The following is a 20,019-nucleotide window of genomic DNA, read 5'->3' on the forward strand; positions in this document are numbered from 1 at the left end:
CCGACACTGAGGACTACCCGGTGACCACCACCCCGATCGAGAACAGCCCGAGCTCCCCGGAGCGGGTCAGCGAGCCCGTCACCAGCGAGCTGGCCGCCGGCCGGGCGACGACGCTGCTGCAGCGCTGCCTCATGCCGCGCCAGGGTGACCCGCTCAAGGTGCGCAGCCTCTACCTGGACGAGACGTCGGGCCGCGCGAAGTGCCCCGACCGCAGCACGGCCACCGTGCAGGCCGGCCGGGAGCTGTCGTTCGCGACCTACTTCAACGCCTTCCCGGCCAGCTACTGGCGGCGCTGGACGTCGCTGGAGCACGTGATCCTGCGCATCGAGGTCGACGCCCGTTGCCGCATCGACGTCTACCGGTCGAAGGCCAACGGCGACGTCATGCACGTCACCGGCGCGGCCACCGACGGCACCACCGGCCCGCTGGAGTTCGAGCTCGAGCTGGCCCCGTTCGGCGACGGCGGCTGGTACTGGTTCGACGTCACCGCCGACGACGACGTGTCGGTCAGCAACGCCGGCTGGTACGCCGCCACCCCGCCGCTGCGCGAGGCGCGCCTGTCGGTCGGCATCTGCACCTTCAACCGCCCGGTCGACTGCGTCGCCGCGCTGGAGGCGCTGTCGGCCGACCCCGTCGTCATGGAGAAGGTCAGCCACGTGATCGTGGCCGACCAGGGCAACAAGAAGGTCGTCGACGCCCCGCGCTTCCCGGGTGTGGCCGCGGCCCTCGGCGAGCGGCTGCGGGTCCTCGAGCAGGGCAACCTCGGTGGCAGCGGCGGCTTCGCCCGCACGATGCACGAGATGCTGACGGCGACCGACGCCACCCACCACGTCTTCCTCGACGACGACATCCTCATCGAGCCCGACAGCGTGGCCCGGGCGGTCACCTTCGCCCAGTACACGACGCACCCGACCCTGGTCGGCGGACAGATGCTCGCCCTGCAGGACCGGTCGGTCCTGCACAGCATGGGTGAGGTCGTCGAGCGCGAGAAGTTCTTCTGGCGCAACGCCCCGAACACCTACTACGGGCACGACTTCAGCAAGACGAACCTGCGCGAGTCGACGGCGCTGCACCGGCGGATCGACGTCGACTACAACGGCTGGTGGATGTGCCTGATCCCCCGGCAGGTGGCCGAGGAGATCGGGCTGCCGCTACCGGTCTTCATCAAGTGGGACGACGCCGAGTACGGCCTGCGCGCCGCCCAGGCCGGCTACCCGACCGTGACGCTGCCGGGTGTCGCCATCTGGCACCTCTCCTGGAGCGACAAGGACGACACCGCCGACTGGCAGGCCTACTTCCACTGGCGCAACCGTCTGATCGTGGCCGCGCTGCAGAGCCCCCACCGGCGCGGCGGGTCGCTGCTGCGCGACCTGTTCAAGTGGGACCTGAAGTACCTGATCATGCTGCAGTACTCGGCCACGGCGCTGCACCAGCGGGCCTACGAGGACTTCCTCGCCGGCCCGGACCGGCTCTACGAGCTGCTCCCGACGGCGCTGCCGGAGGTGCGCGCGCAGCAGAGCGGCTTCGACGACGGCCGGGTGCTCAAGAGCACCAACGACCTGCCGCTGCCCACGATGAGCCCGGTCAAGGCCGAGCGGATGCTCAAGCCGCCGACCAACCCGGTGACCATCAGCCGCACCCTGGCCGGCGCCCTGGCACACAACCTGTTCCCGGCCAAGGGCGACGAGAACAAGCCGCAGCTCAACGTGGCCGCGCAGGACGCCCGCTGGTTCCTCCTGGCCCGGCTGGACTCGGCGACGGTCGGCACCGCCGACGGCCGCGGCGTCACCTACCGCCGCCGGGACCCGCGGCTGTTCTGGAGCCTGCTCAAGCGCTCCGTCGCGCTGGAGTGGCAGATCTACCGCCGCTTCCCGGCGCTGCGCCGGGCGTACCGCCAGGCGCTGCCGGAGCTGACCAGCCCGCAGGCGTGGGAGAAGGTCTTCCACGGCTGAGCGCCGGACCGACGACGAACGGCCCGCCGCCCCCGGGAGGGGGCGGCGGGCCGTTCGTCGTCGTGGCGCCGGTCGCGGGCCTCAGCCGGGCCGGGTGAGCTGCTCCTGCCGGCCGGCGCGGGTCAGCCGCCGCCACTCGCGCCAGCCCGCGAGGTCCCGGCGGGACACCAGGAAGAACCAGCCGAACCGGACCGTCTCCAGCGGCCGCAGCCAGCGCATGCCGGGCTGGGCCATCAGGTAGCCGCGGTTGCGGTAGGTGAAGTAGCGCTTGACGTCGTTCGCCGGGTACTGCGCCGACAGCCGTCCACCGAGGATGGGCGCGAACTCCGTCGTGCCCTCGGGATGCAGGTAGGCAGCCTGCGGGCAGGTGCCGAAGGGCAGGCCCGCGCGCAGCAGCCGCCGGTGGATCTCGGTCTCGTCCCCGCGGAAGAACAGCCGGTAGTCCGGGACACCGACGACGTCGAGCGCCTCGGCGCGGAAGAGCGCGCCGTTGAACAGCGAGGCGTAGCCCGGCAGCAGGTCCAGGCCCGCGAAGTCGCTGCGGTGCCGTCGCCAGCGCAGGCCCCGGCGCAGCGGGAAGGCCAGCCGGTCGGGGTCGGCCAGGTCGGTGACCAGTGGGCTGACCTCGGCCAGGCCGTGGCGCTGCGCGGCGTCGAGGAGCGTGGCGAGCACCCTCTCGTCGGCCGGCCGGCCGTCGTCGTCGGCGCACCAGACCCAGTCCGCGCCCATCGCGAGGGCGTGCAGCATTCCGTAGGCGAAGCCGCCGGCGCCGCCGAGGTTGCGCCGGCTGGGCAGGTGGGTGGCCGGCAGCCCGCTGGCCGCGACGACGTCGGCGGCCGACTCGTCCGGACCGTTGTCCACGACGACGACGTGGTCGACGCGGCGGGTCTGCGACGCCAGCGCGGCCAGGCTCTCGGCGAGCAGCTCGCGCCGGTGCCGGGTCACCACGACGGCGACGACGCACTCGCCCGGCGCCGGGACGGGAGTGGTCACGCGGGCAGGCCCTTGTAGGCCCGCAGCACCTCGTCCAGGTCGCCCTGCCGCTTGATCCGCCCGTGCTCCATCCAGATGGCGGTGTCGCACAGCTCGCGGAGGAACTCGTCGGAGTGCGAGGCGAACACCAGCAGGCCCGAGCGCTCGACGAGCTCCACCAGCCGCTGCTTGGACTTCTCGAGGAAGGCGGCGTCGACCGCGCCGATGCCCTCGTCGAGCAGCAGGATCTCGGGGTCGATGCTGGTGACCACACCGAGGGCGAGCCGCACCCGCATGCCGGTGGAGTAGGTGCGCAGCGGCATGTGCAGGAAGTCGCCGAGCTCGGTGAAGTCGGCGATGTCGTCGACCCGGTCCTGCATCTGCTTGCGGGTCATCCCGAGGAACAGGCCGCGGATCATGATGTTCTCGAGGCCGGAGATCTCCGGGTCCATGCCGACGCCGAGGTCGAACACCGGCGCGACCCGGCCGCGGACCTCGGCGATGCCGCGGGTCGGCTCGTAGATGCCCGACAGCAGCCGCAGCAGAGTGGACTTCCCGGCGCCGTTGTGGCCGACGAGGCCGACCCGGGCGCCGTGCTCGAGGGTGACGGTGATGTCCCGGAGCGCCTCGATGACCGGGACCTTGGCGTCGCTGTCGATGTTGCCGCCCACGAGACCCATGACGGTCTTCTTCAGGGACCTGCTCTTCGCGTCGAAGATCGGGAAGTCGACGCAGGCGTCCTTGGTCGTGATGCCGATCTGACCGTCGATGCTGTGGGACACGCTCACACCCAGTAGGAGACGCGGGACCGGTAGCGGCGCAGGACGAACATCGTCAGCGCCCAGCCGGCCACCGTGATGGCGAGGACGACCACCCAGTACCGCATCAGCTGGTCCTGGCCCAGCAGCGGACGGCGGATGATCTCCACGAAGTGCAGGAAGGGGTTGAACTCGGCCAGGCGGGCCCGCTCGGCGATCGCGGGGTTCGGGCTGTTCACGAGCTCGTCGTAGATCCAGACGATCGGCGTCAGGAAGAACGCCAGCTGCACGACGCTCTGCGTGATGGGCAGGATGTCGCGGAACCGGGCGGTGATGACGCCGGCGGCGAGCGCGACCCAGGCGCCGTTGAGGGCCAGCAGCAGGAAGGCCGGGACGGCGTAGACCACCGTCCACTTCAGCGGCTGCGGGTACACCAGCAGCATGACCAGGTAGACGATCATGTTGTGGGCGAAGAACAGCGTCTGCCGCCAGACCAGGCGGTAGACGTGCACCGACAGCGGTGCCGGCAGGTGCTTGATCAGCCCCTCGTTGGCGATGAAGACCTCGGAGCCCTCGGTGATGCAACCGCTGATGAAGTTCCAGACGATGAACCCGACGAGGACGTGCGGCAGGAACCGGGCCAGTTCGATGTCGAACAGCCCCGAGTACAGGATCCCGAGCGCCACGGCGGTGACCGCCATGCTGATGGTGATCCAGATCGGGCCGAGGACCGAGCGCCGGTACCGCTGGCGGATGTCCTGCCAGCCCAGGTGCCCCCACAGCGTGCGCTGCTCCCAGCCGCGCCGGAGGTCCGCCACGGCCGCCGAGTACGTCCGGCCGGCCGGTTGTGCGAGTGCCACGTCGATCCACGCTACCTTCGTGCGGAGCCCTGCCTCGGGCTCGCGGTGCCGCCCGGCCGAGGGGCTCGGCCGGCGGAGGTCGGGGGGACTGCCCTCAGAGAGCGTGCCGCGTGAGCGCGCGCACGGCCTCCCGGTCCTGCTTCTTCACCGCCAGCGGCAGGTACGTGGCCGCGTGCAGCCGGGAGAGCAGGTGCAGCCGGGCGGCGCGGGCGGCGCGCTTCCAGCCGAGCTCCTCCATCTCCCGGGCCATGGTCTGGAAGTAGGCGCGCTCCTCGTCGAAGCGCGGGCCGCGCATGGCCTTCACCGAGCTGTCCGAGGCGGAGTGCCGGCGGTACTGGAAGCACACCTCGTCGGTGACCACCATCGTGCCGCCGTCCTTGACGATGTCGAGGATCAGCGCGAGGTCCTGGACCACGTGCAGGTTCGGCCGGAAGCCGTGCCGGCGGACGGCCTCGGTGCGCCAGCACAGTGACGGGAACAGCGTCCAGTTGCCGGTCAGCAGGCTGCGGGCGAGCTGCTCGCCGCCGTACACGCGCCGGCCGGTGCCGTCGAGCTTGATGAGCTTCTTCACCCGGTCGACCAGCGGCAGGTAGACCTCGCCGTGCTCGTCGATAACCTCGACGCCGGGCTGCACGATGGCGGCCTCGGGGAACTCGGCCATCGCCCGGGTGACGACCTCGAGGTAGTTGGGCAGCATGACGTCGTCGGCGCCCATGACCACGATCCGGTCGGCCGTCGCCAGGCCCAGGGCCTTCTGGTAGTTGAGGTTGGCGCCGAGGTTCTGCTGGTTGCGCTCGTAGGTGATGCGCTCGTCCTGCAGTGACTCGAACCACTCGGCGATCCCCTCGACCGGGGTGCCGTCGTCGACCACGAGCAGCCGCCAGTCCGGGACGGTCTGGGCACGCACGCTCTCGACGGCCGCCTGCATGAGGGCCACGTCGCCGTAGTAGGGCAGCAGGATGTCCACACTCACGCCGAGGAGGCTAACCGCCGGGGAGACCGTGCCCGGGCGACCCGCGGGAGTCGTGTGGCGGACTGGTCACACCCGGCTCGTCCGTCACGGGCGCTCCCTGCGGCTCACCGGCGGATGACGGTGACCCGCCCGGTGGCGGCCTCCCACGTGATCGAGCCGTGCTCGAAGGTGCTGCGCCATCCGGCGGCGACCGCTGTCTCGCCCGACGTCGGCAGACCGAGCGACGAGGTGTCCGCGCCCAGCTGCCGGTAGGTGGCCCAGATGCCGCCGAGGACCTCGTGCGTGCCCGTCGCCCGCGACCAGAACACCGCGCCGCGCTGGAACAGCTGGTAGCGCCCGGCGCCGTCGGCCGTGGGCAGCTCCCCCGACACCGGGTACCCCAGCACGCCGGCCTCGGCACCGAGCGCCGCCCAGCGGGCGTGGATGCCGTTGCGCACCTCGAACGCCCCGGTGCCCGGGGACCACAGCACCGACCCGGTCTGGAACTGCTGCACCCGCCCCACCCCGTCGGCGGTGGGCAGCTCGTCCGACGTCGGGTAGCCCAGCCCCGAGATGCCGCCGAGCCGCTGGTGCACCCCCAGCACCGCGTTGACCACCTCGTGCACCCCGGTGGCCGCCGACCAGTACACCCGCCCGCCCTGGAAGACCTGGTACCGGCCGGCGCCGTCGGCCGTGCGGAGCTCACCCGAGGTCGGGTAGCCGAGCACCCCGGCCTCCGCGCCGAGGGCCGCCCAGCGGGCGTGGATGCCGTTGCGCACCTCGAACGCCCCGGTGCCCGGGGACCACAGCACCGATCCGGTCTGGAAGTGCTGCACCCGCCCCACCCCGTCGGCGGTGGGCAGCTCGTCCGACGTCGGGTAGCCCAGCCCCGAGATGCCGCCGAGCCGCTGGTGCACCCCCAGCACCGCGTTGACCACCGCGTGCACCCCGGTGGCCGCCGACCAGTACACCCGCCCGCCCTGGAAGACCTGGTACCGGCCGGCGCCGTCGGCCGTGCGGAGCTCACCCGAGGTCGGGTAGCCGAGCACCCCGGTCTCCGCGCCGAGGGCCGCCCAGCGGGCGTGGATGCCGTTGCGCACCTCGAACGCCCCGGTGCCCGGGGACCACAGCACCGATCCGGTCTGGAAGTGCTGCACCCGCCCGACCCCGTCGGCAGTGGGCAGCTCGTCCGACGTCGGGTAACCCAGCCCCGAGATGCCGCCGAGCCGCTGGTGCACCCCCAGCACCGCGTTGACCACCTCGTGCACCCCGGTGGCCGCCGACCAGTACACCCGCCCGCCCTGGAACAGCTGGTACCGGCCGGAGCCGTCGGCGGTCGGCAGCTCCGTGGACGTCGGGTACCCCAGCGCGCCGCGCTCCCAGCCGAGGGCGGCCCAGCGGTCCCGGATCGCGTTGCGGACGTCCTGCGCGCCGGTGGACGGCGACCAGAAGACCGACCCGCGGGCGAAGTGCGTGTAGGCGCCGCGCCCGTCCGCGGTGGGCATCTCGTCGGTGGTCGGCGCACCGAGGGCCGCCGGCCCGCCGGCCGCCAGGTAGCGGTCGAGGATGGCGTTGCGCACGGCGTGCACCCCGGTGGAGGGGGAGCTGTACATGCGTCCGTTCTGGAACACCTGCCAGGTCACGTCGCCGGAGGTCTGCTGGGCGCCGACGCGCGCGCCGAGCCAGGCGACCGACGGGTCCGACGCGTAGCGGCCCTCGATGGTCGGGGCGCCGTTCATGCGCGCGGCCACCGCGTCGCGGATCTCCGGCAGCCGGGCGTAGCCGTAGCGGCCGGGGCAGGCGGTGCTGCCGACGTCGCGGTGCCCGAACAGGGTGGGCAGCGTCACCGAGGTGCCGCGGGCGTAGCGCGACGTCCCCCCGCCCTCCGAGGTCAGCGTGGCGCTGCCCCGCGGGTCGATGCCGTAGAGGGAGAACTTCCACGCCACGACGGCGGCCACCGCGTCGACCGTGGCCTGCGACACCGGGGCGGTGTCGTGGTTGCCGAGCATCGAGACGCCGAAGGTGCCGGTGTTGAAGCCCCCCGCGTGCGCAGCGACGACGGCGCTGGCGAGCCCGCCGTACCGGCCCTCCCACAGCCGGCCGAACTTGTCCACGACGACGTGGTAGCCGATGTCGCCCCAGCCGAGGCTGACCGTGTGGTAGCGGTAGATCGACCGCATGATCGCCGGCACGTCGTCGGCGGTGTAGGCGTTGGAGTCCGCGGTGTGGTGCAGCGTCGCGGCCTTCACCGTGGCCGCGTAGCGCGGGGCCCAGGTGCGGATGCCCTCGTCGGCCCCCCACTGCGCCCGCGAGTACACCGGCGGCATGGCCAGCGCGGCCTGGGCGGTGTCCTGGATGGCGGGCGTGGTCAGCGCGGTGTCGGCCTCGGACTCCCCCGGGTCGACCAGGTCCAGCTGCACGTCGGTGGGCGCGGCGCCCGCGCGGGTCACCAGCTCCACCTCGACGCCGGTGCTCGGGCCGGTCCACAGCGGGCTGGTCCCGCCGCGCAGCCCGGCCCCGGAGCGCGCGCCGGCGTCGGCGTCGGCGGTCTCGGCGGTGACCTCGGTCCACGCCCCCCAGTCCCCGCCGGCGTCCTGGACGCGGACCTGCACCAGCGTGTCGGTCACCGCCGGGTCGAGGGCCCACGTGACGCCGACCAGGGAGAACTCGTCCACGCCGGTGCGGCGCACGGTCAGCGTCGGCGTGTCCTCGGCCACCCCGGCGACGGGCTCCGTCGTGCCCTCCTGCACCTCCGTGCGCGGGGCGGGATCCTCCACCGAGCCCATCGGCACCTCGTCGACCGACGTGGTGACCGGTTCCGCCTCCGGGGTGGGGGCCGCGTACACCGGCAGCACGAGGACGGTGCCCGTCACGGTGACGGTCAGCAGCGAGCAGGCCACGAAGCGGCGCACGGGGACGGCCTCCCGGGAGGTGGTGGACACCGGACGGGGGCCGGACGACGAAGGCACCCCCTCCCTCCATCGGCAGGAGGGAGAGGGTGCCTTGAGTCGAAGCGACGAGGCCGTTGCCTCCGGGGCCTCAGGCCATCTCGGTCACCCGCGGCCGGTTGCTCCGGCGCAGGCCCAGGATGGAGACGAACAGGCTGTTCAGGACCACCTGGGCGCCGAGGATGAAGCCGACCATCGCCAGGACCACCGTGCGCACCTGCTGGCCGTAGTCGAGCGCGCCCAGATCGGCCTGACCCCACCGGACGATCGACACGATGGCGGCCACGAGCCCGACGAGGAACAGCAGGCCTCCGACGACCAGGCCGACCTCCAGGGTGAAGCGCTGCAGCACCCGGGTGAGTCGCGGGTCGGGCGGCAGGAAGCCCTCCTCGATGGCGTAGACCTTGGTCAGCAGCCAGAAGGCGATGGCCTGGCTGCCGATGAGCAGCGCCGCCGCCGCGTAGCCGAGCGTGCCGACGTCGAAGGTCGCCGAGCCGATCGTCACCGGGGTGACCAGCAGGACCAGCGTCGCGAGGGCGCCGAGGCCGGCGAGCACGAAGCCGGGGAAGAGGAACAGCCACCGGGGCGCGAACAGCAGCAGGAAGCGCAGGTGCCGCCACCCGTCGCGGAAGCTGCGCAGGTGCGGGGGCCGGCTGCGCCCGTCCTTGCTCAGCGTGGTCGGGACCTCGGTGACGCGGTGCCCGGCGAGGACCGAGCGGACGACGACCTCGCTGGCGAACTCCATGCCGGTCGTGTGCAGGTCGAGGTCGAGCAGCCGCTGCCGGTTGAACCCGCGCAGGCCGCAGTGGAAGTCGCCCACGCGGGCCTTGAAGAACAGGCGGCCGATGAACGACAGGACCGGGTTGCCGACGTAGCGGTGCAGCGGCGGCATGGCGCCGTCCTCGATGCCGCCCTGGAAGCGGTTGCCCATGACGAGGTCCGCGCCGCCGCGCAGCTCCTCGAGGAAGGCGCCGAGGTCGGAGAAGTCGTAGCTGTCGTCGGCGTCGCCCATCACCACGTAGCGGCCGCGCGCGGCGCGGATGCCGCCCATGAGGGCGTTGCCGTACCCCTTCTCCGCGACCGGGACGACCCGGGCGCCCTCGGCCTCGGCGATGGCCTGCGAGCCGTCGGTGCTGCCGTTGTCGGCGATGACGACCTCACCCCGCACGCCGCTGCGCTCCAGGTAGCCACGCGCCTTGCGGACGCAGGTGGCCAGCGTCTCCGCCTCGTTGAGGCAGGGCATGACGATCGACAGCTCGACGTCCTCGTGCGCGGCCGTGGGCGCCGGGTCCCCGTGGGTCGCGGCCGCGACGTGCGGCGCCCCAGCGACCTGGGGTGGGGCGAGGTGGGCTGCCGACGCGGCGGCCCCGGGCTCGGCGGTCCGGAGGGTCTCGTGGGCACGCACCGGTGGACTCCTGTCTTCGTGCGGCGGTTTCCGGGGGACAAGGTAGGCGCACCGGGATACCGACACGGGGAAGTCCGGCGCGTTCCCGCCCCCTCCGGCGCAGCAACCACACGGGCGCCTCGCGCCACGGCGGGCGGGGACCGGGAACCCCAGCATCCCAGACGGCGGCTGCGGGCGCTGCGGCGCGGGCGGCACGTGCCGCCCGTGACGGCTGGTGCGGGTGAGGTGGTGCGCGACCAGACGGGCGGCAGGTGCACGACGGGCAGCCGCGACCCGAGACGGAGCGTTCCCCCGTGTCGCGCGGCCACCGGGCACTGCGGCCGCACCTAACCTCGGTCGTGTGACCCGAGACCGCAACGAGCAGGGTGGAGCCCCGGGACGTCCCATCCCGGCGCGGCTCGACCCGCGCGCCGGCCGTCCCTCGCGCCCCCGCGCCCGGGCTGTCGACGAGGCCCCGGGGCGCCGTGCCGACCGCGGGACCGCTGCGCCGCGCCGCCGCCGGGGCGCCGGTGTCGCCCGCGGCGTGGCCGCCGTCCTGTCGGTGGTCCTGCTCGGTGCGAGCGGCTGGGGCTGGTACCTGGGCCGGGTCGCCGAGGCGACGGTCAACCGCACCGACGCCATCCCGGACGACGGCAACTCCGACGCCGGGGACGCCGCCGAGGCGATGAACCTGCTGCTGGTCGGCAACGACAGCCGCGCCGCCCTCACCCCCGAGCAGCTCGCCGAGCTCACCGCCGGCGAGGACTCCGGGATCAACACCGACACGATGATCCTGGTGCACGTCCCGGCCGACGGGTCGCGCGCGTCGTTCGTCTCGTTCCCGCGCGACTCCTACGTGGAGATCCCCGGCTACGGCATGGACAAGCTCAACGCCGCCTACGCCTACGGGTACGCCGAGGTCGACGACGCCGCGCCCGAGGCCGACCGGCAGGCCGGCGGTGCACAGCTGCTGGTCCAGACCATCAGCCAGCTCACCGGCCTGCAGATCGACCACTACGCCGAGGTGGACCTGCTCGGCTTCTTCAACCTCACCAGCGTCGTCGGCGGCGTGGACGTCAACCTCTGCGAGGCCGTGGACGACTCCACCTACTCCGGCGCGGTCTTCCCGGCCGGACCGCAGACCATCTCGGGTGCGGACGCGCTCGAGTTCGTCCGCCAGCGGCACGGGCTCCCCCGCGGCGACCTGGACCGCATCGTCCGCCAGCAGGTGTTCATCGGCGGCGTGCTCCGCAAGATGCTGTCCGAGGACGTCCTGCTGGACCTGGGCAAGCAGCGCGAGCTGATCCAGGCGGCCTCGGAGTCGCTGACCATCGACCAGGACCTCGACCTGCTCGACCTCGCCCAGCAGATGCAGTCGGTGACCGCCGGCAGCATCGAGTTCCAGACGATCCCGATCGTCGGCGACGACCGCGACGAGCAGGGCCGCTCGATCCTGCGGCTGGCGGACGAGGACGAGCTGCACGAGTTCTTCGCCGAGCTGTCCGCCGAGCCCGAGGCACCCGCGGCGGAGGCCCCGGCGGCGCCGGCCACCGTGGCGCCCGCCGAGGTGTCGGTCGCGGTCTACAACGGCTCGGGCACCCCGGGCCTGGCCGCCGACGCCGCGTCCTCGCTCGAGACGGCCGGCTTTCCGGTGACCAGCACCGGCAACGCCGACAGCAGCGACTACGAGCGGACGACGATCCGGCACGCCGCCGGCGACGAGGCGCTGGCCGCCACCCTCGCCGGGCAGGTCCCCGGCGCCGTCACCGAGGTCGCCGACGACGCCACCTCCGGCACCGTCCAGCTGGTCCTGGGCGCGGACTTCAACGGCGTCGGTGAGCCGACCACCCCGGCCGCGCCGGCGTCGCCGGCGACCGCGGAGCCGCCCCGGACGGCGGCCGACACCTCCTGTATCAACTGACCGTGTCCCCACAGCCCGTCACGCCCGGCGACCTGCTCGCAGCGGCCCTCCGCCGCGACGCCGCCGCTCCCCTGGTGACGGCGTACGACGACGCCACCGGCGAGCGGGTGGAGCTGTCGGCGGCCACCCTGGCCAACTGGGTGGCCAAGACGGCCAACCTGCTGCAGGACGAGTTCGACGTCGGACCGGGCAGCACCGTCGCGGTCGCCCTGCCCGTGCACTGGCAGACCGCCGCCGTGCTGCTGGCGGTGTGGAGCTGCGGCGCCGCGGTGCTCGACACCGCCGTCGAGGACGACGGCAGCCTGGACGCCGCCGACGTCGTCCTCGCCGCCCAGGACCGGCTCGCCGCCCTCGAGGAGCAGGACCTCCCCGACCTGTTGGGCCTGTCGCTGCACCCGCTCGGCCTGGGCATGGCCGGCTACGCCGGGCCGGCGCGCGACTTCGCCCTCGAGGTGCGCGCGCACGGCGACGTGTTCACCCCGTACACACCGCCCGAGCCGTCCCGTCCCGGGCTCCTGGCCGGCGGCCTGACGCTGACCCTCGGCGGTCTCGTCGACGCCGCCCGGGAACTCGCCGACCGGCTCGGGCTGGTCGCCGGCGACCGTGTCCTCGTCGACGACGCGACCGCGGCGGAGGCCGGCCCGGTGGCCTGGCTGCTCGCGCCGCTGGCCGCGGGCGCCTCCCTGGTGCTCGTCCGCCACCCCGACGAGGGCACCCTCCCCCGGCGCGCCGCCGAGGAGCGGGTGACGGCGAGCCTCGGCCGCCGGGTCGACGGGGTCCGGCTGCTCGGCGCCGGGGCGTGAGCGTGCCGCACTCCCCCGCACGGCTCGCCCTCCCGTTCCCCTCGCGACCCTGGAGTACGACGTGAGTGACCGCGCGGTCCTGGCGGTCGGTCTGCTGCTGCTGTACGTGCCCGGCACCCTGCTCTTCGTGGTGTGCCGGGTCCGTTCCCTGCGGGTCTGGCTCGGCGCCGCTCCCGCGGCCACCCTGGGCATCTACCAGCTGGCCGCACTGAGCGGCTCGGCCGTCGGCCTGCGGCTGTGGCCCGCCGTCCTCACCTGCACCGCCGCGCTGGCCGTGGCCGCGGTGGCCCTGGAGCTGCGCGCTGGCTCCGAGGCGGTCGTCCCCGACGTGGTGCGCTCCACGCTGGCCGGTGTGCGCGCCCGGCCGCAGGCCGCCGTCGTGGCAGTCGTCGGGGTCGCCACCGCCTGTTGGCTGGCCGCCACCACGTGGCTGCGGGGCATGGGTGGGCTGGCCACGCCCTCCCAGGAGCACGACCCGGTGCAGCACCTGCTGCTGACGGCGTTCATCGCCCGCACCGGGCAGGCCTCGCCCTTCGACGTCATGCCGCTGGACCTGGCGTCCGGTGACAACGTGCGCTTCTACCCCGCCGGACTGCACACCTTCGCCGGGCTCCTCGCGGGCCTGACCCCCGACCCCGTCGTCGCCTTCAACGGCACCCTCGTGGTCGTGCTGGGCGTGGCCGGGCCGGTCGGCCTGTGTGCCGCGGTCGCCGGCATCGTCGGCCGGCGCCACGGCCCGGTGGCCGGCGCGCTCGCCGCACTGCTCTCCTCGGTCCTGTACCGCCCGCAGTTCCAGTTGGCGCACGACGCCGGCATCTTCGCCTTCGGGGTGGGGCTCGCACTGGCACCCGCCGCCGTGGTCTGCGTGCTCGCCCTCCGGCGCGGCGACCGCGGCCTGCCCGTCGCCACCGCGGTGGTCGCGCTCGGGCTCTACGCCATCCACCCCTCCGTCGCCGTCATCGTGGCCAGCGTCCTCGTCGTCGGAGGCGTGGTGGCACTGACCAGCGCGCCGGTGCGGGCATGGCTGTCCTCGACGCGGTGGGTGCTGCTCGCGACCGCGGTCCTGTCCGGCGTGGCCGTGGCACCGTGGCTGCTCGCCAGTCTCCAGGTCGGCGGACAGGTGACGGACTATCCGGAGATCCCGCCGGACGAGCCGCTGTTCGTCGCGCTCGAGAGGGTCGTCGGAGCACAGGTCGGCGGGTTCCTCGATCCGAGCGCCAGCCAGTACCAGACGGCCATCGCCGTGGCGACGCTGGCCGGCCTCGTCGGCTGCCTCACCCGCCGCCGGCTGTGGCCACTGGCCGCCGCGTGGCTGGCGTGGGTGGGGATCGCCGTCGCGTTCACCACGGGCCTGGACGACGCACCGGTGATCGACCAGATCGGCGGCCTGTTCTACAACAGCACCCCGCGTCTGACGAACACCACCTACGTGCTGGCCGTGGCCGTCGCCGGCGCCGGGATCACCTCACTCGCGGCCCAGCTCGCCGCCGTGGCCACGCGCCGCGGCCACGCCTCGGACAGCCCGTCCCCCACCGACACGGCCGAGGGCGCGACGGCGGCGGGCGAGCGGCTCCCCGACCTCCTGGTCCCCGCTGTCGTCGCAGCCGTCGCAGTCGTGTTCGTGTCGGTCTCGGCACTGGACTACCGCGCGATGAACACCCAGTCGGTGGCCGGCCGCTTCGCGACCCCGGACTTCCTCCGGGTCAGCGGCGAGGACCGGGCCGCCTTCGAGTGGCTGGCCCGCCAGGACGGCGTCGGGACCGTGATGAACAACGGGAACGACGGCTCGACGTACCTCTACGTCTACGAGGGCATCCCGGTGGTCAACGTGTACCCGCTCGGGGTCGCCGAGGCGCGGTACGGCCTCTACCTCATGCAGCACTTCAACGAGATCGACACCAACCGCAAGGTCCGCTGCCTGGTCCAGCAGCACGACATCTCCCACGTCATGGTGTCCCTGACCTCGCCGTTGATCGGCGCAGCCGCGGACCCCTTCGACTGGCTGGCGGAGCCCACCTTCAGCTACGCGCCGGGCCTGGAGGGACTCGACGACGTCGAGGACCTGCACCGCGTCTACCGCAACACGGACACCAGCGTGTACGCCATCGACGAATCCGTCCTCGAGGGCGACGACCGGCAGGCCTGCTCGGCCGACCCGGCGGCCCCGTGACCCCCCCGTCCGGCCCCACTCCCCCCTCCCGCCCACCCTGGAGGCATCCGCATGAGTGACGGCGGCGTGCTGGTCACCGGCCTCCTGCTGCTGTACCTGCCGGGGCTGCTGTTCCTCGCCGTCTGCCGGGTGCGGTCCCTGGTGATCTGGACGGGGGCGGCGCCGGCGGTCACGCTCGGCCTGCTGCAGGTGGCCGCCCTGCTCGGCGCGCCGGTCGGGGCACCGGTCTGGACGGCAGGTGCGGTGCTCCTGGCCGTCCTGGCCGTGACCGGGGTGGTCCTCGAGGTGCGCGCCGGTGCGGACGGGGTCGTCCGGGGGGTCCTGGGGTCGACGGTGGACCGGATCCGCGCCCGGCCGTGGGCGGCCGGACTCGCCGTCGCCGCCGTCGGGACCGGCTGCTGGCTGGCCTCCACGACGTGGCTGCGCGGTTTCCACGGGCTGTCCACGCCGTCGCAGGAACACGACATGGTGCAGCACCTGCTGATGGCGGCCTACGTCGCCCGCACCGGGGAGGCCTCTCCCTTCGAGCTCATGCCGCTGGACCTCGCCACCGGGGAGAACGCCCGCTTCTACCCCGGCGGCCTGCACACGTTCGCCGGGCTGGTGAGCCACGTGGCGCCCGACCCGGTGGTGGGCTTCAACGCCGCGACCGTGCTCGTCCTCGGCGTCGCCCTGCCGGTGACCCTGTTCGCCGCCGTCGTCGCGGTGGCCGGCCGGCGTGACGGCCTGGTGGCCGGGGCACTGGCCGCGCTGTTCGCCTCGGTGCTGTACCGGCCCTCGTTCCAGCTCGCCCTCGACGGCGGCATCCTGGGCTACGCCGCGGGGCTGGCGCTGGCGCCGACGGTCGCCTGCTGCCTGCTCCGGCTGCCCCGCCGGCTCGGCGCGGGCGTGCTGGTGACGCCGGTCGTCGTGCTGGCCGTCTTCGCCGTGCACCCGTCGATGGCCGTGTTCGTCGCGGGGACGACGGCCGTGGCCGGCGTCGTGGCGCTTCCCCGCCTGCCGGTCCGGCGGTGGCTCGCCGAGCGGTGGCGGGTCCTGCTGGCCACGGGCGGGGCGACGGTCGTCCTGCTCGCCCCCTGGTTGCTGGCCAGCTCCCGGGTCGGCGACCAGGTGAGCAGCTACCCGGAGCGGCCGGCCACCGAGCCGTTCCTCGACGTCGCCCTCCGCCTGCTGCGGTTCACCTACTCCGGCTTCTTCGACCCCGGCCAGACGCTGTACCACGCGGTCTTCGCGGTGCTGTTCGCCGTCGGGGCGCTCGGCTGCCTGACGCGCCTGCGGCTGCTGCCGCTGCTCGCCGCGTGGGCGGCCTGGGCGTTGCTGGCGGTCACGTTCAACGCGGGGTTCTCCGAGGCACCGGTCGTCGCGCAGGTCGCCGGCTTCTTCTACAACAGCCTGAACCGCCTGGTCGACCTGAGCTGGGTCCTCGCACCGGCCGTGGCCGGCGCCGGCCTCGCCGCTCTCGTCGGTGGCGCCGCGGAGCTCGCCGCCCGCCCGGGGCGCGGGGAGGCCGGGTCCCGGCGCGCTCGGGTGCTGCAGGCGGCCGGGCCCGTCGTGGCCGCGGGGCTCGCCCTGGTGTTCCTGCTGACCGCGGGCCTGTCCTACCGGGACCGCAACACCGAGGCGGTCGCCGCCCGGTACGGCGAGCCCGGCTTCGTCCGCGTCAGCGCCGACGAGCGGGCTGCCTTCGACTGGCTGGGCGAGCAGGACGACGTGGGCCGCGTGCTCAACAACGGCAACGACGGGAGCACCTACCTCTACGTCTACGAGGGCGTCCCCGTGGTGAACGTGTTCCCCCTCGGGGTGGCCGAGTCCCGCTACGGCATCTACCTGATGGAGCACTTCGACCGGATCGCCACCGACCCGAAGGTGCGCTGCCTGGTGCAGCGCTACGACATCACCCACGTCCTCGTCTCCCGGACCTCCCCGCCGGTCTGGGCCGCGGCAGCACCGTTCGGCTGGGTCGACACGCCGTTCTTCGACGCCGCACCGGGCTTCGCCGGGCTCGACGACGTGGACGAGGTCGACCTCGTCTTCCGCAACGGGGACGCGAGCGTCTACGCCGTCGACGAGTCGGTCCTGGACGGCGACGACGGGGCCGCCTGCACGGCGGACCCCGCCGCCCCCTGACGGGGATCCCGCCCGCGCGGGTACCGGTCCCGGACCGGACGGACCGCCGGGCGGGGCGCGCTATAGGTTCGGACCGGGCCACGGGTGGCCGCCACAGCACCGGACGAGAGGGAGTGCCCCGCATGGACAAGGTCGTGGCCAGCGCCGGGGAGGCGGTGTCCGACGTCGGTGACGGCGCGACGCTCGCCGTCGGCGGGTTCGGGCTCTGCGGCGTGCCGGTCGCGCTGATCGACGCACTGCTCGAGCGGGGCACGAGGGACCTGACGACGATCTCGAACAACTGCGGCGTCGACGACCAGGCCCTGGGCGTGCTGCTCTACGCCGGCCGGATCCGCCGCACGATCAGCTCGTTCGTCGGCGGCAACAAGGAGCTCGCCCGGCTGTACCTGTCCGGTGAGCTGGAGGTCGAGCTCACCCCGCAGGGCACGCTGGCCGAGCGGCTGCGCGCCGGCGGCGCCGGCATCCCCGCCTTCTACACCCCCACCGGCGTGGGCACGATGGTCGCCGACGGCGGCATCCCGGTGCGCTACGACGCCGACGGGGACGTCGTCGAGACCAGCGCGCCGAAGGAGACCCGGGTCTTCGACGGCACCGAGTACGTGCTGGAGACCGCCCTGACCGCCGACTACGCCCTCGTCCGGGCCGCGGTCGGCGACCGGCACGGCAACCTCGTCTTCCACGAGTCGGCGATGAACTTCAACCCGCTGGCCGGCATGGCCGGGCGGGTCACGATCGCCGAGGTCGAGGAGCTCGTCGAGCCCGGCGAGATCCGCCCGGAGCACGTGCACCTGCCCGGGGTCTTCGTCGACCGGGTGGTCGTCGTCGGGCCCGAGGGCAAGAGGATCGAGAAGCGCACCACCCGCCCCCGCCCGTCGGCCGCCCCGCTGGCCGCTGCCGGTGAGGAAGCCACGGAGGAGGCCCAGTGACCCTGACCCGCGACCAGCTCGCCGCCCGGGTGGCGCTCGAGCTCGAGGACGGCGCCTACGTCAACCTCGGCATCGGCATGCCCACCCTGGTGCCCAACTTCGTCCCCGACGGCGTGCACGTGGTGCTGCACTCGGAGAACGGCATCCTCGGCGTCGGCCCGTACCCGTTCGACGGCGACGAGGACCCCGACCTGATCAACGCCGGCAAGGAGACCGTCACGATCCTGCCGGGCGCGAGCTTCTTCGACTCCGCGACCAGCTTCGCGATGATCCGCGGCAAGCACCTCGACCTCGCCATCCTCGGCGCCATGCAGGTCAACCCCCGCGGTGACCTCGCCAACTGGCTGATCCCCGGGAAGATGGTCAACGGCATGGGCGGCGCGATGGACCTGGTCCACGGCGCCAAGCGCGTGGTGATCATGATGGAGCACGTGGCCCGCGACGGGTCCCCGAAGCTGGTCGAGGAGTGCTCGCTGCCCCTCACCGGCAAGGCGTGCGTCGACCGGGTGGTCACCGACCTCGCCGTCGTCGACGTCACGGCGGCGGGCTTCGTGCTGCGCGAGGTCGCGCCCGGTGTGTCGGTCGACGAGGTGGTCGAGAAGACCGGCGCCCCGCTGAGCGTGCCGGGCGACGTCCCCACCATGGCGCTGCCGGCCACGGTCTGAGCGCGGCACCGCTCCCCCGGTGACGTTCTCGGTCGTCGCCCACGACCCGGTCACCGGGGACATGGGCATCGCGGTCTCCTCCTGCATCCTCGCCGTCGGCCGGGCGGTGCCCAGCGCCCGGCCCGGCGTGGGCGTCGTCGCGGTGCAGGCGCGCAGCCCCCGCGGGACCGGGCACGTGCTGCTGTCCGGGCTCGCCGAGGGGACGGCGCCGTCGGTGCTGGTGCGCCGCGCGGCGCACGCCGCCGAGGACCAGGACCGGCAGCTCGCCGTGCTCGCCCCCTCCGGCGCGGTCGCCGCCGACACCGGCCCGGGCTCCTTCCCGGTCAGCGGCCACCTGCTCGGCGGGGGCTGGAGCGTGCAGGGCAACATGCTCACCTCGCCGGAGGTGCTGCCGGCGATGGCGCAGGCGTACGAGGCCGCCCGCGGCGACCTCGCCGACCGGCTGCTCGCGGCCCTGACCGCGGGCCAGGACGCGGGCGGGGACCTGCGCGGCCGGCAGTCCGCGGCGCTGCTCGTGGTCAGCGGGGAGCCGGCCACCGAGGAGGACGACGGCGTGCGGATGGACCTGCGCGTCGACGACTCCGGCGACCCGGTCGCGCAGCTGCGGATGCTGCGCAACCTGCAGCGCGCCTACGACGAGCGCGACTACGAGACCCTCGCCCTGTTCGCCCCCGAGGGCGCCCGCGACCTCTACGCGGCGCTGGCCGCCTCCCGGCGGGGCGACCGCGCGGCGGCGCGGGCCGCGCTGGAGGCCGTGCGCGCCCGTCCCGGCTGGTCGGCGTGGCTGGCCTCGATGGCCGGCGACTCGCGGCTGGCCGCGGTCTCCCGCCTGCTCGGCTGAGCGCGGGTCAGAGCCCTGCGGCGCGCAGGGCCTCGGCCAGCCGGTTGGCCATCTGGGCGTATCCCGCGTCGTTGGGGTGCAGCCCGTCGGCGAACAGCCCGTCGGAGGGCACCAGCCAGCCGCCCGCGACCGGGTCGACGAAGGGCAGCCCCGCGTCCGCGGCCGCCTCGGCCAGGACGTCCCGGAGGTGGGCCACGGCGTCGGCGGACAGCTCCGGAGGGGACAGCGGTCCGAGGACGACGACCCGTGCCCCGGGCACCGTGCGCGCCAGGTCGACGTAGAGGGCCCGCGCCGACTCGCCGACGGCGGCGAGCGACTCGTCGGCGTCGTTGGTGCTGCCCTGGACCACGACGACGTCCGGCGACGCGGCGGCGACGGCGGGGACCCGCCGGCCGAACGGCGCCTGCCCCGGCCGGGTCGAGGCGTCCACGTACCCGGTCCCGGACTCGCCCAGGGGGACGGCGGTCCAGCCCAGCAGCGCGGCGGTCTCCGCGACGTAGCCCTGCCCGCCCTCACCCACCGTGTAGGAGTCACCGAGGAACACCGTCACCGGGGACGACGGCGCCGGCGTGGGCGTGGGCGTCGGCGTGGGGCCGGCGCCCTGCTCGGCGGTCCCCGGCAGGACGGTGGCCCGTGGCGCGGACCCGCCGTCCGGGGAGCCGCACGCCGGGACGGCGGCGACGAGCAGCAGCGCCAGGGCCAGGCTGGTCCTCCTCGGCACGGGCTCGAGTATGCGGGGG

Annotated in this window: 15 protein-coding genes; 8 read left to right on the forward strand and 7 right to left on the reverse strand. The window is 74.0% G+C overall.

Annotation, left to right across the window (positions count from 1 at the left end; all coding sequences use genetic code 11):
- Positions 1–20 precede the first annotated feature (20 nt).
- Positions 21–1,952, forward strand: a complete 1,932-nt coding sequence (locus ACI79B_RS05270) for a glycosyltransferase (protein ID WP_456929414.1) — start codon at positions 21–23, stop codon at positions 1,950–1,952.
- 81 nt (positions 1,953–2,033) lie between these two features.
- Here the strand turns inward: ACI79B_RS05270 and glfT1 are convergent, their stop codons facing one another.
- From glfT1 to ACI79B_RS05300, 6 genes are all read right to left on the reverse strand, one after another.
- Positions 2,034–2,945, reverse strand: coding sequence for a galactofuranosyltransferase GlfT1 (glfT1, locus tag ACI79B_RS05275; protein ID WP_456929415.1), 912 nt, complete (start codon positions 2,943–2,945; stop codon positions 2,034–2,036).
- Positions 2,942–3,712 (reverse strand): galactan export ABC transporter ATP-binding subunit Wzt/RfbE, encoded by a 771-nt coding sequence (gene wzt, locus ACI79B_RS05280; protein WP_456929416.1) that lies wholly within the window; start codon positions 3,710–3,712, stop codon positions 2,942–2,944. Before wzt ends, glfT1 begins: the two co-directional genes overlap by 4 nt.
- Positions 3,709–4,542: a galactan export ABC transporter permease subunit Wzm/RfbD gene (gene wzm, locus ACI79B_RS05285; RefSeq protein WP_456929417.1), complete on the reverse strand. Its 834-nt coding sequence runs from the start codon at positions 4,540–4,542 to the stop codon at positions 3,709–3,711. Before wzm ends, wzt begins: the two co-directional genes overlap by 4 nt.
- 94 nt (positions 4,543–4,636) lie before the next feature.
- Positions 4,637–5,515, reverse strand: coding sequence for a glycosyltransferase family 2 protein (locus tag ACI79B_RS05290; RefSeq protein WP_456929418.1), 879 nt, complete (start codon positions 5,513–5,515; stop codon positions 4,637–4,639).
- A 104-nt stretch (positions 5,516–5,619) separates the two neighbouring features.
- Entirely contained in the window at positions 5,620–8,436 is a 2,817-nt protein-coding gene (locus tag ACI79B_RS05295) for an N-acetylmuramoyl-L-alanine amidase (protein ID WP_456929419.1), read from the reverse strand.
- A gap of 97 nt (positions 8,437–8,533) precedes the next feature.
- Positions 8,534–9,847: a glycosyltransferase family 2 protein gene (locus ACI79B_RS05300; protein WP_456929420.1), complete on the reverse strand. Its 1,314-nt coding sequence runs from the start codon at positions 9,845–9,847 to the stop codon at positions 8,534–8,536.
- A gap of 523 nt (positions 9,848–10,370) precedes the next feature.
- On the opposite strand from ACI79B_RS05300, the gene ACI79B_RS05305 reads away from it, so the two are divergent.
- The 7 genes from ACI79B_RS05305 (at position 10,371) to ACI79B_RS05335 (ending at position 19,279) form a co-directional block, all read left to right on the forward strand.
- Entirely contained in the window at positions 10,371–11,747 is a 1,377-nt protein-coding gene (locus tag ACI79B_RS05305) for an LCP family protein (RefSeq protein ID WP_456929421.1), read from the forward strand.
- A gap of 2 nt (positions 11,748–11,749) precedes the next feature.
- Positions 11,750–12,550: a TIGR03089 family protein gene (locus ACI79B_RS05310; protein ID WP_456929422.1), complete on the forward strand. Its 801-nt coding sequence runs from the start codon at positions 11,750–11,752 to the stop codon at positions 12,548–12,550.
- A 61-nt stretch (positions 12,551–12,611) separates the two neighbouring features.
- Positions 12,612–14,720 carry a DUF6541 family protein gene (locus ACI79B_RS05315; RefSeq protein WP_456929423.1) on the forward strand — a complete coding sequence of 703 codons (2,109 nt, stop codon included), beginning with the start codon at positions 12,612–12,614 and terminating at the stop codon, positions 14,718–14,720.
- A 51-nt stretch (positions 14,721–14,771) separates the two neighbouring features.
- On the forward strand, positions 14,772–16,847 hold the full coding sequence (locus ACI79B_RS05320; protein WP_456929424.1) for a DUF6541 family protein: 2,076 nt from the start codon (positions 14,772–14,774) through the stop codon (positions 16,845–16,847).
- Between the two features lie 122 nt (positions 16,848–16,969).
- On the forward strand, positions 16,970–17,773 hold the full coding sequence (locus ACI79B_RS05325; protein WP_456929425.1) for a CoA transferase subunit A: 804 nt from the start codon (positions 16,970–16,972) through the stop codon (positions 17,771–17,773).
- Positions 17,770–18,438 (forward strand): CoA transferase subunit B, encoded by a 669-nt coding sequence (locus ACI79B_RS05330; protein WP_456929426.1) that lies wholly within the window; start codon positions 17,770–17,772, stop codon positions 18,436–18,438. Before ACI79B_RS05325 ends, ACI79B_RS05330 begins: the two co-directional genes overlap by 4 nt.
- Before the next feature lie 19 nt (positions 18,439–18,457).
- On the forward strand, positions 18,458–19,279 hold the full coding sequence (locus ACI79B_RS05335) for a DUF1028 domain-containing protein (protein ID WP_456929427.1): 822 nt from the start codon (positions 18,458–18,460) through the stop codon (positions 19,277–19,279).
- 7 nt (positions 19,280–19,286) lie between these two features.
- Here ACI79B_RS05335 and ACI79B_RS05340 read toward each other — a convergent pair whose 3' ends face one another.
- Positions 19,287–20,000, reverse strand: a complete 714-nt coding sequence (locus tag ACI79B_RS05340) for an SGNH/GDSL hydrolase family protein (RefSeq protein ID WP_456929428.1) — start codon at positions 19,998–20,000, stop codon at positions 19,287–19,289.
- Between the last annotated feature and the right edge of the window lie 19 nt (positions 20,001–20,019).

The sequence above is a fragment of the Geodermatophilus sp. SYSU D00879 genome (genome assembly GCF_054050375.1).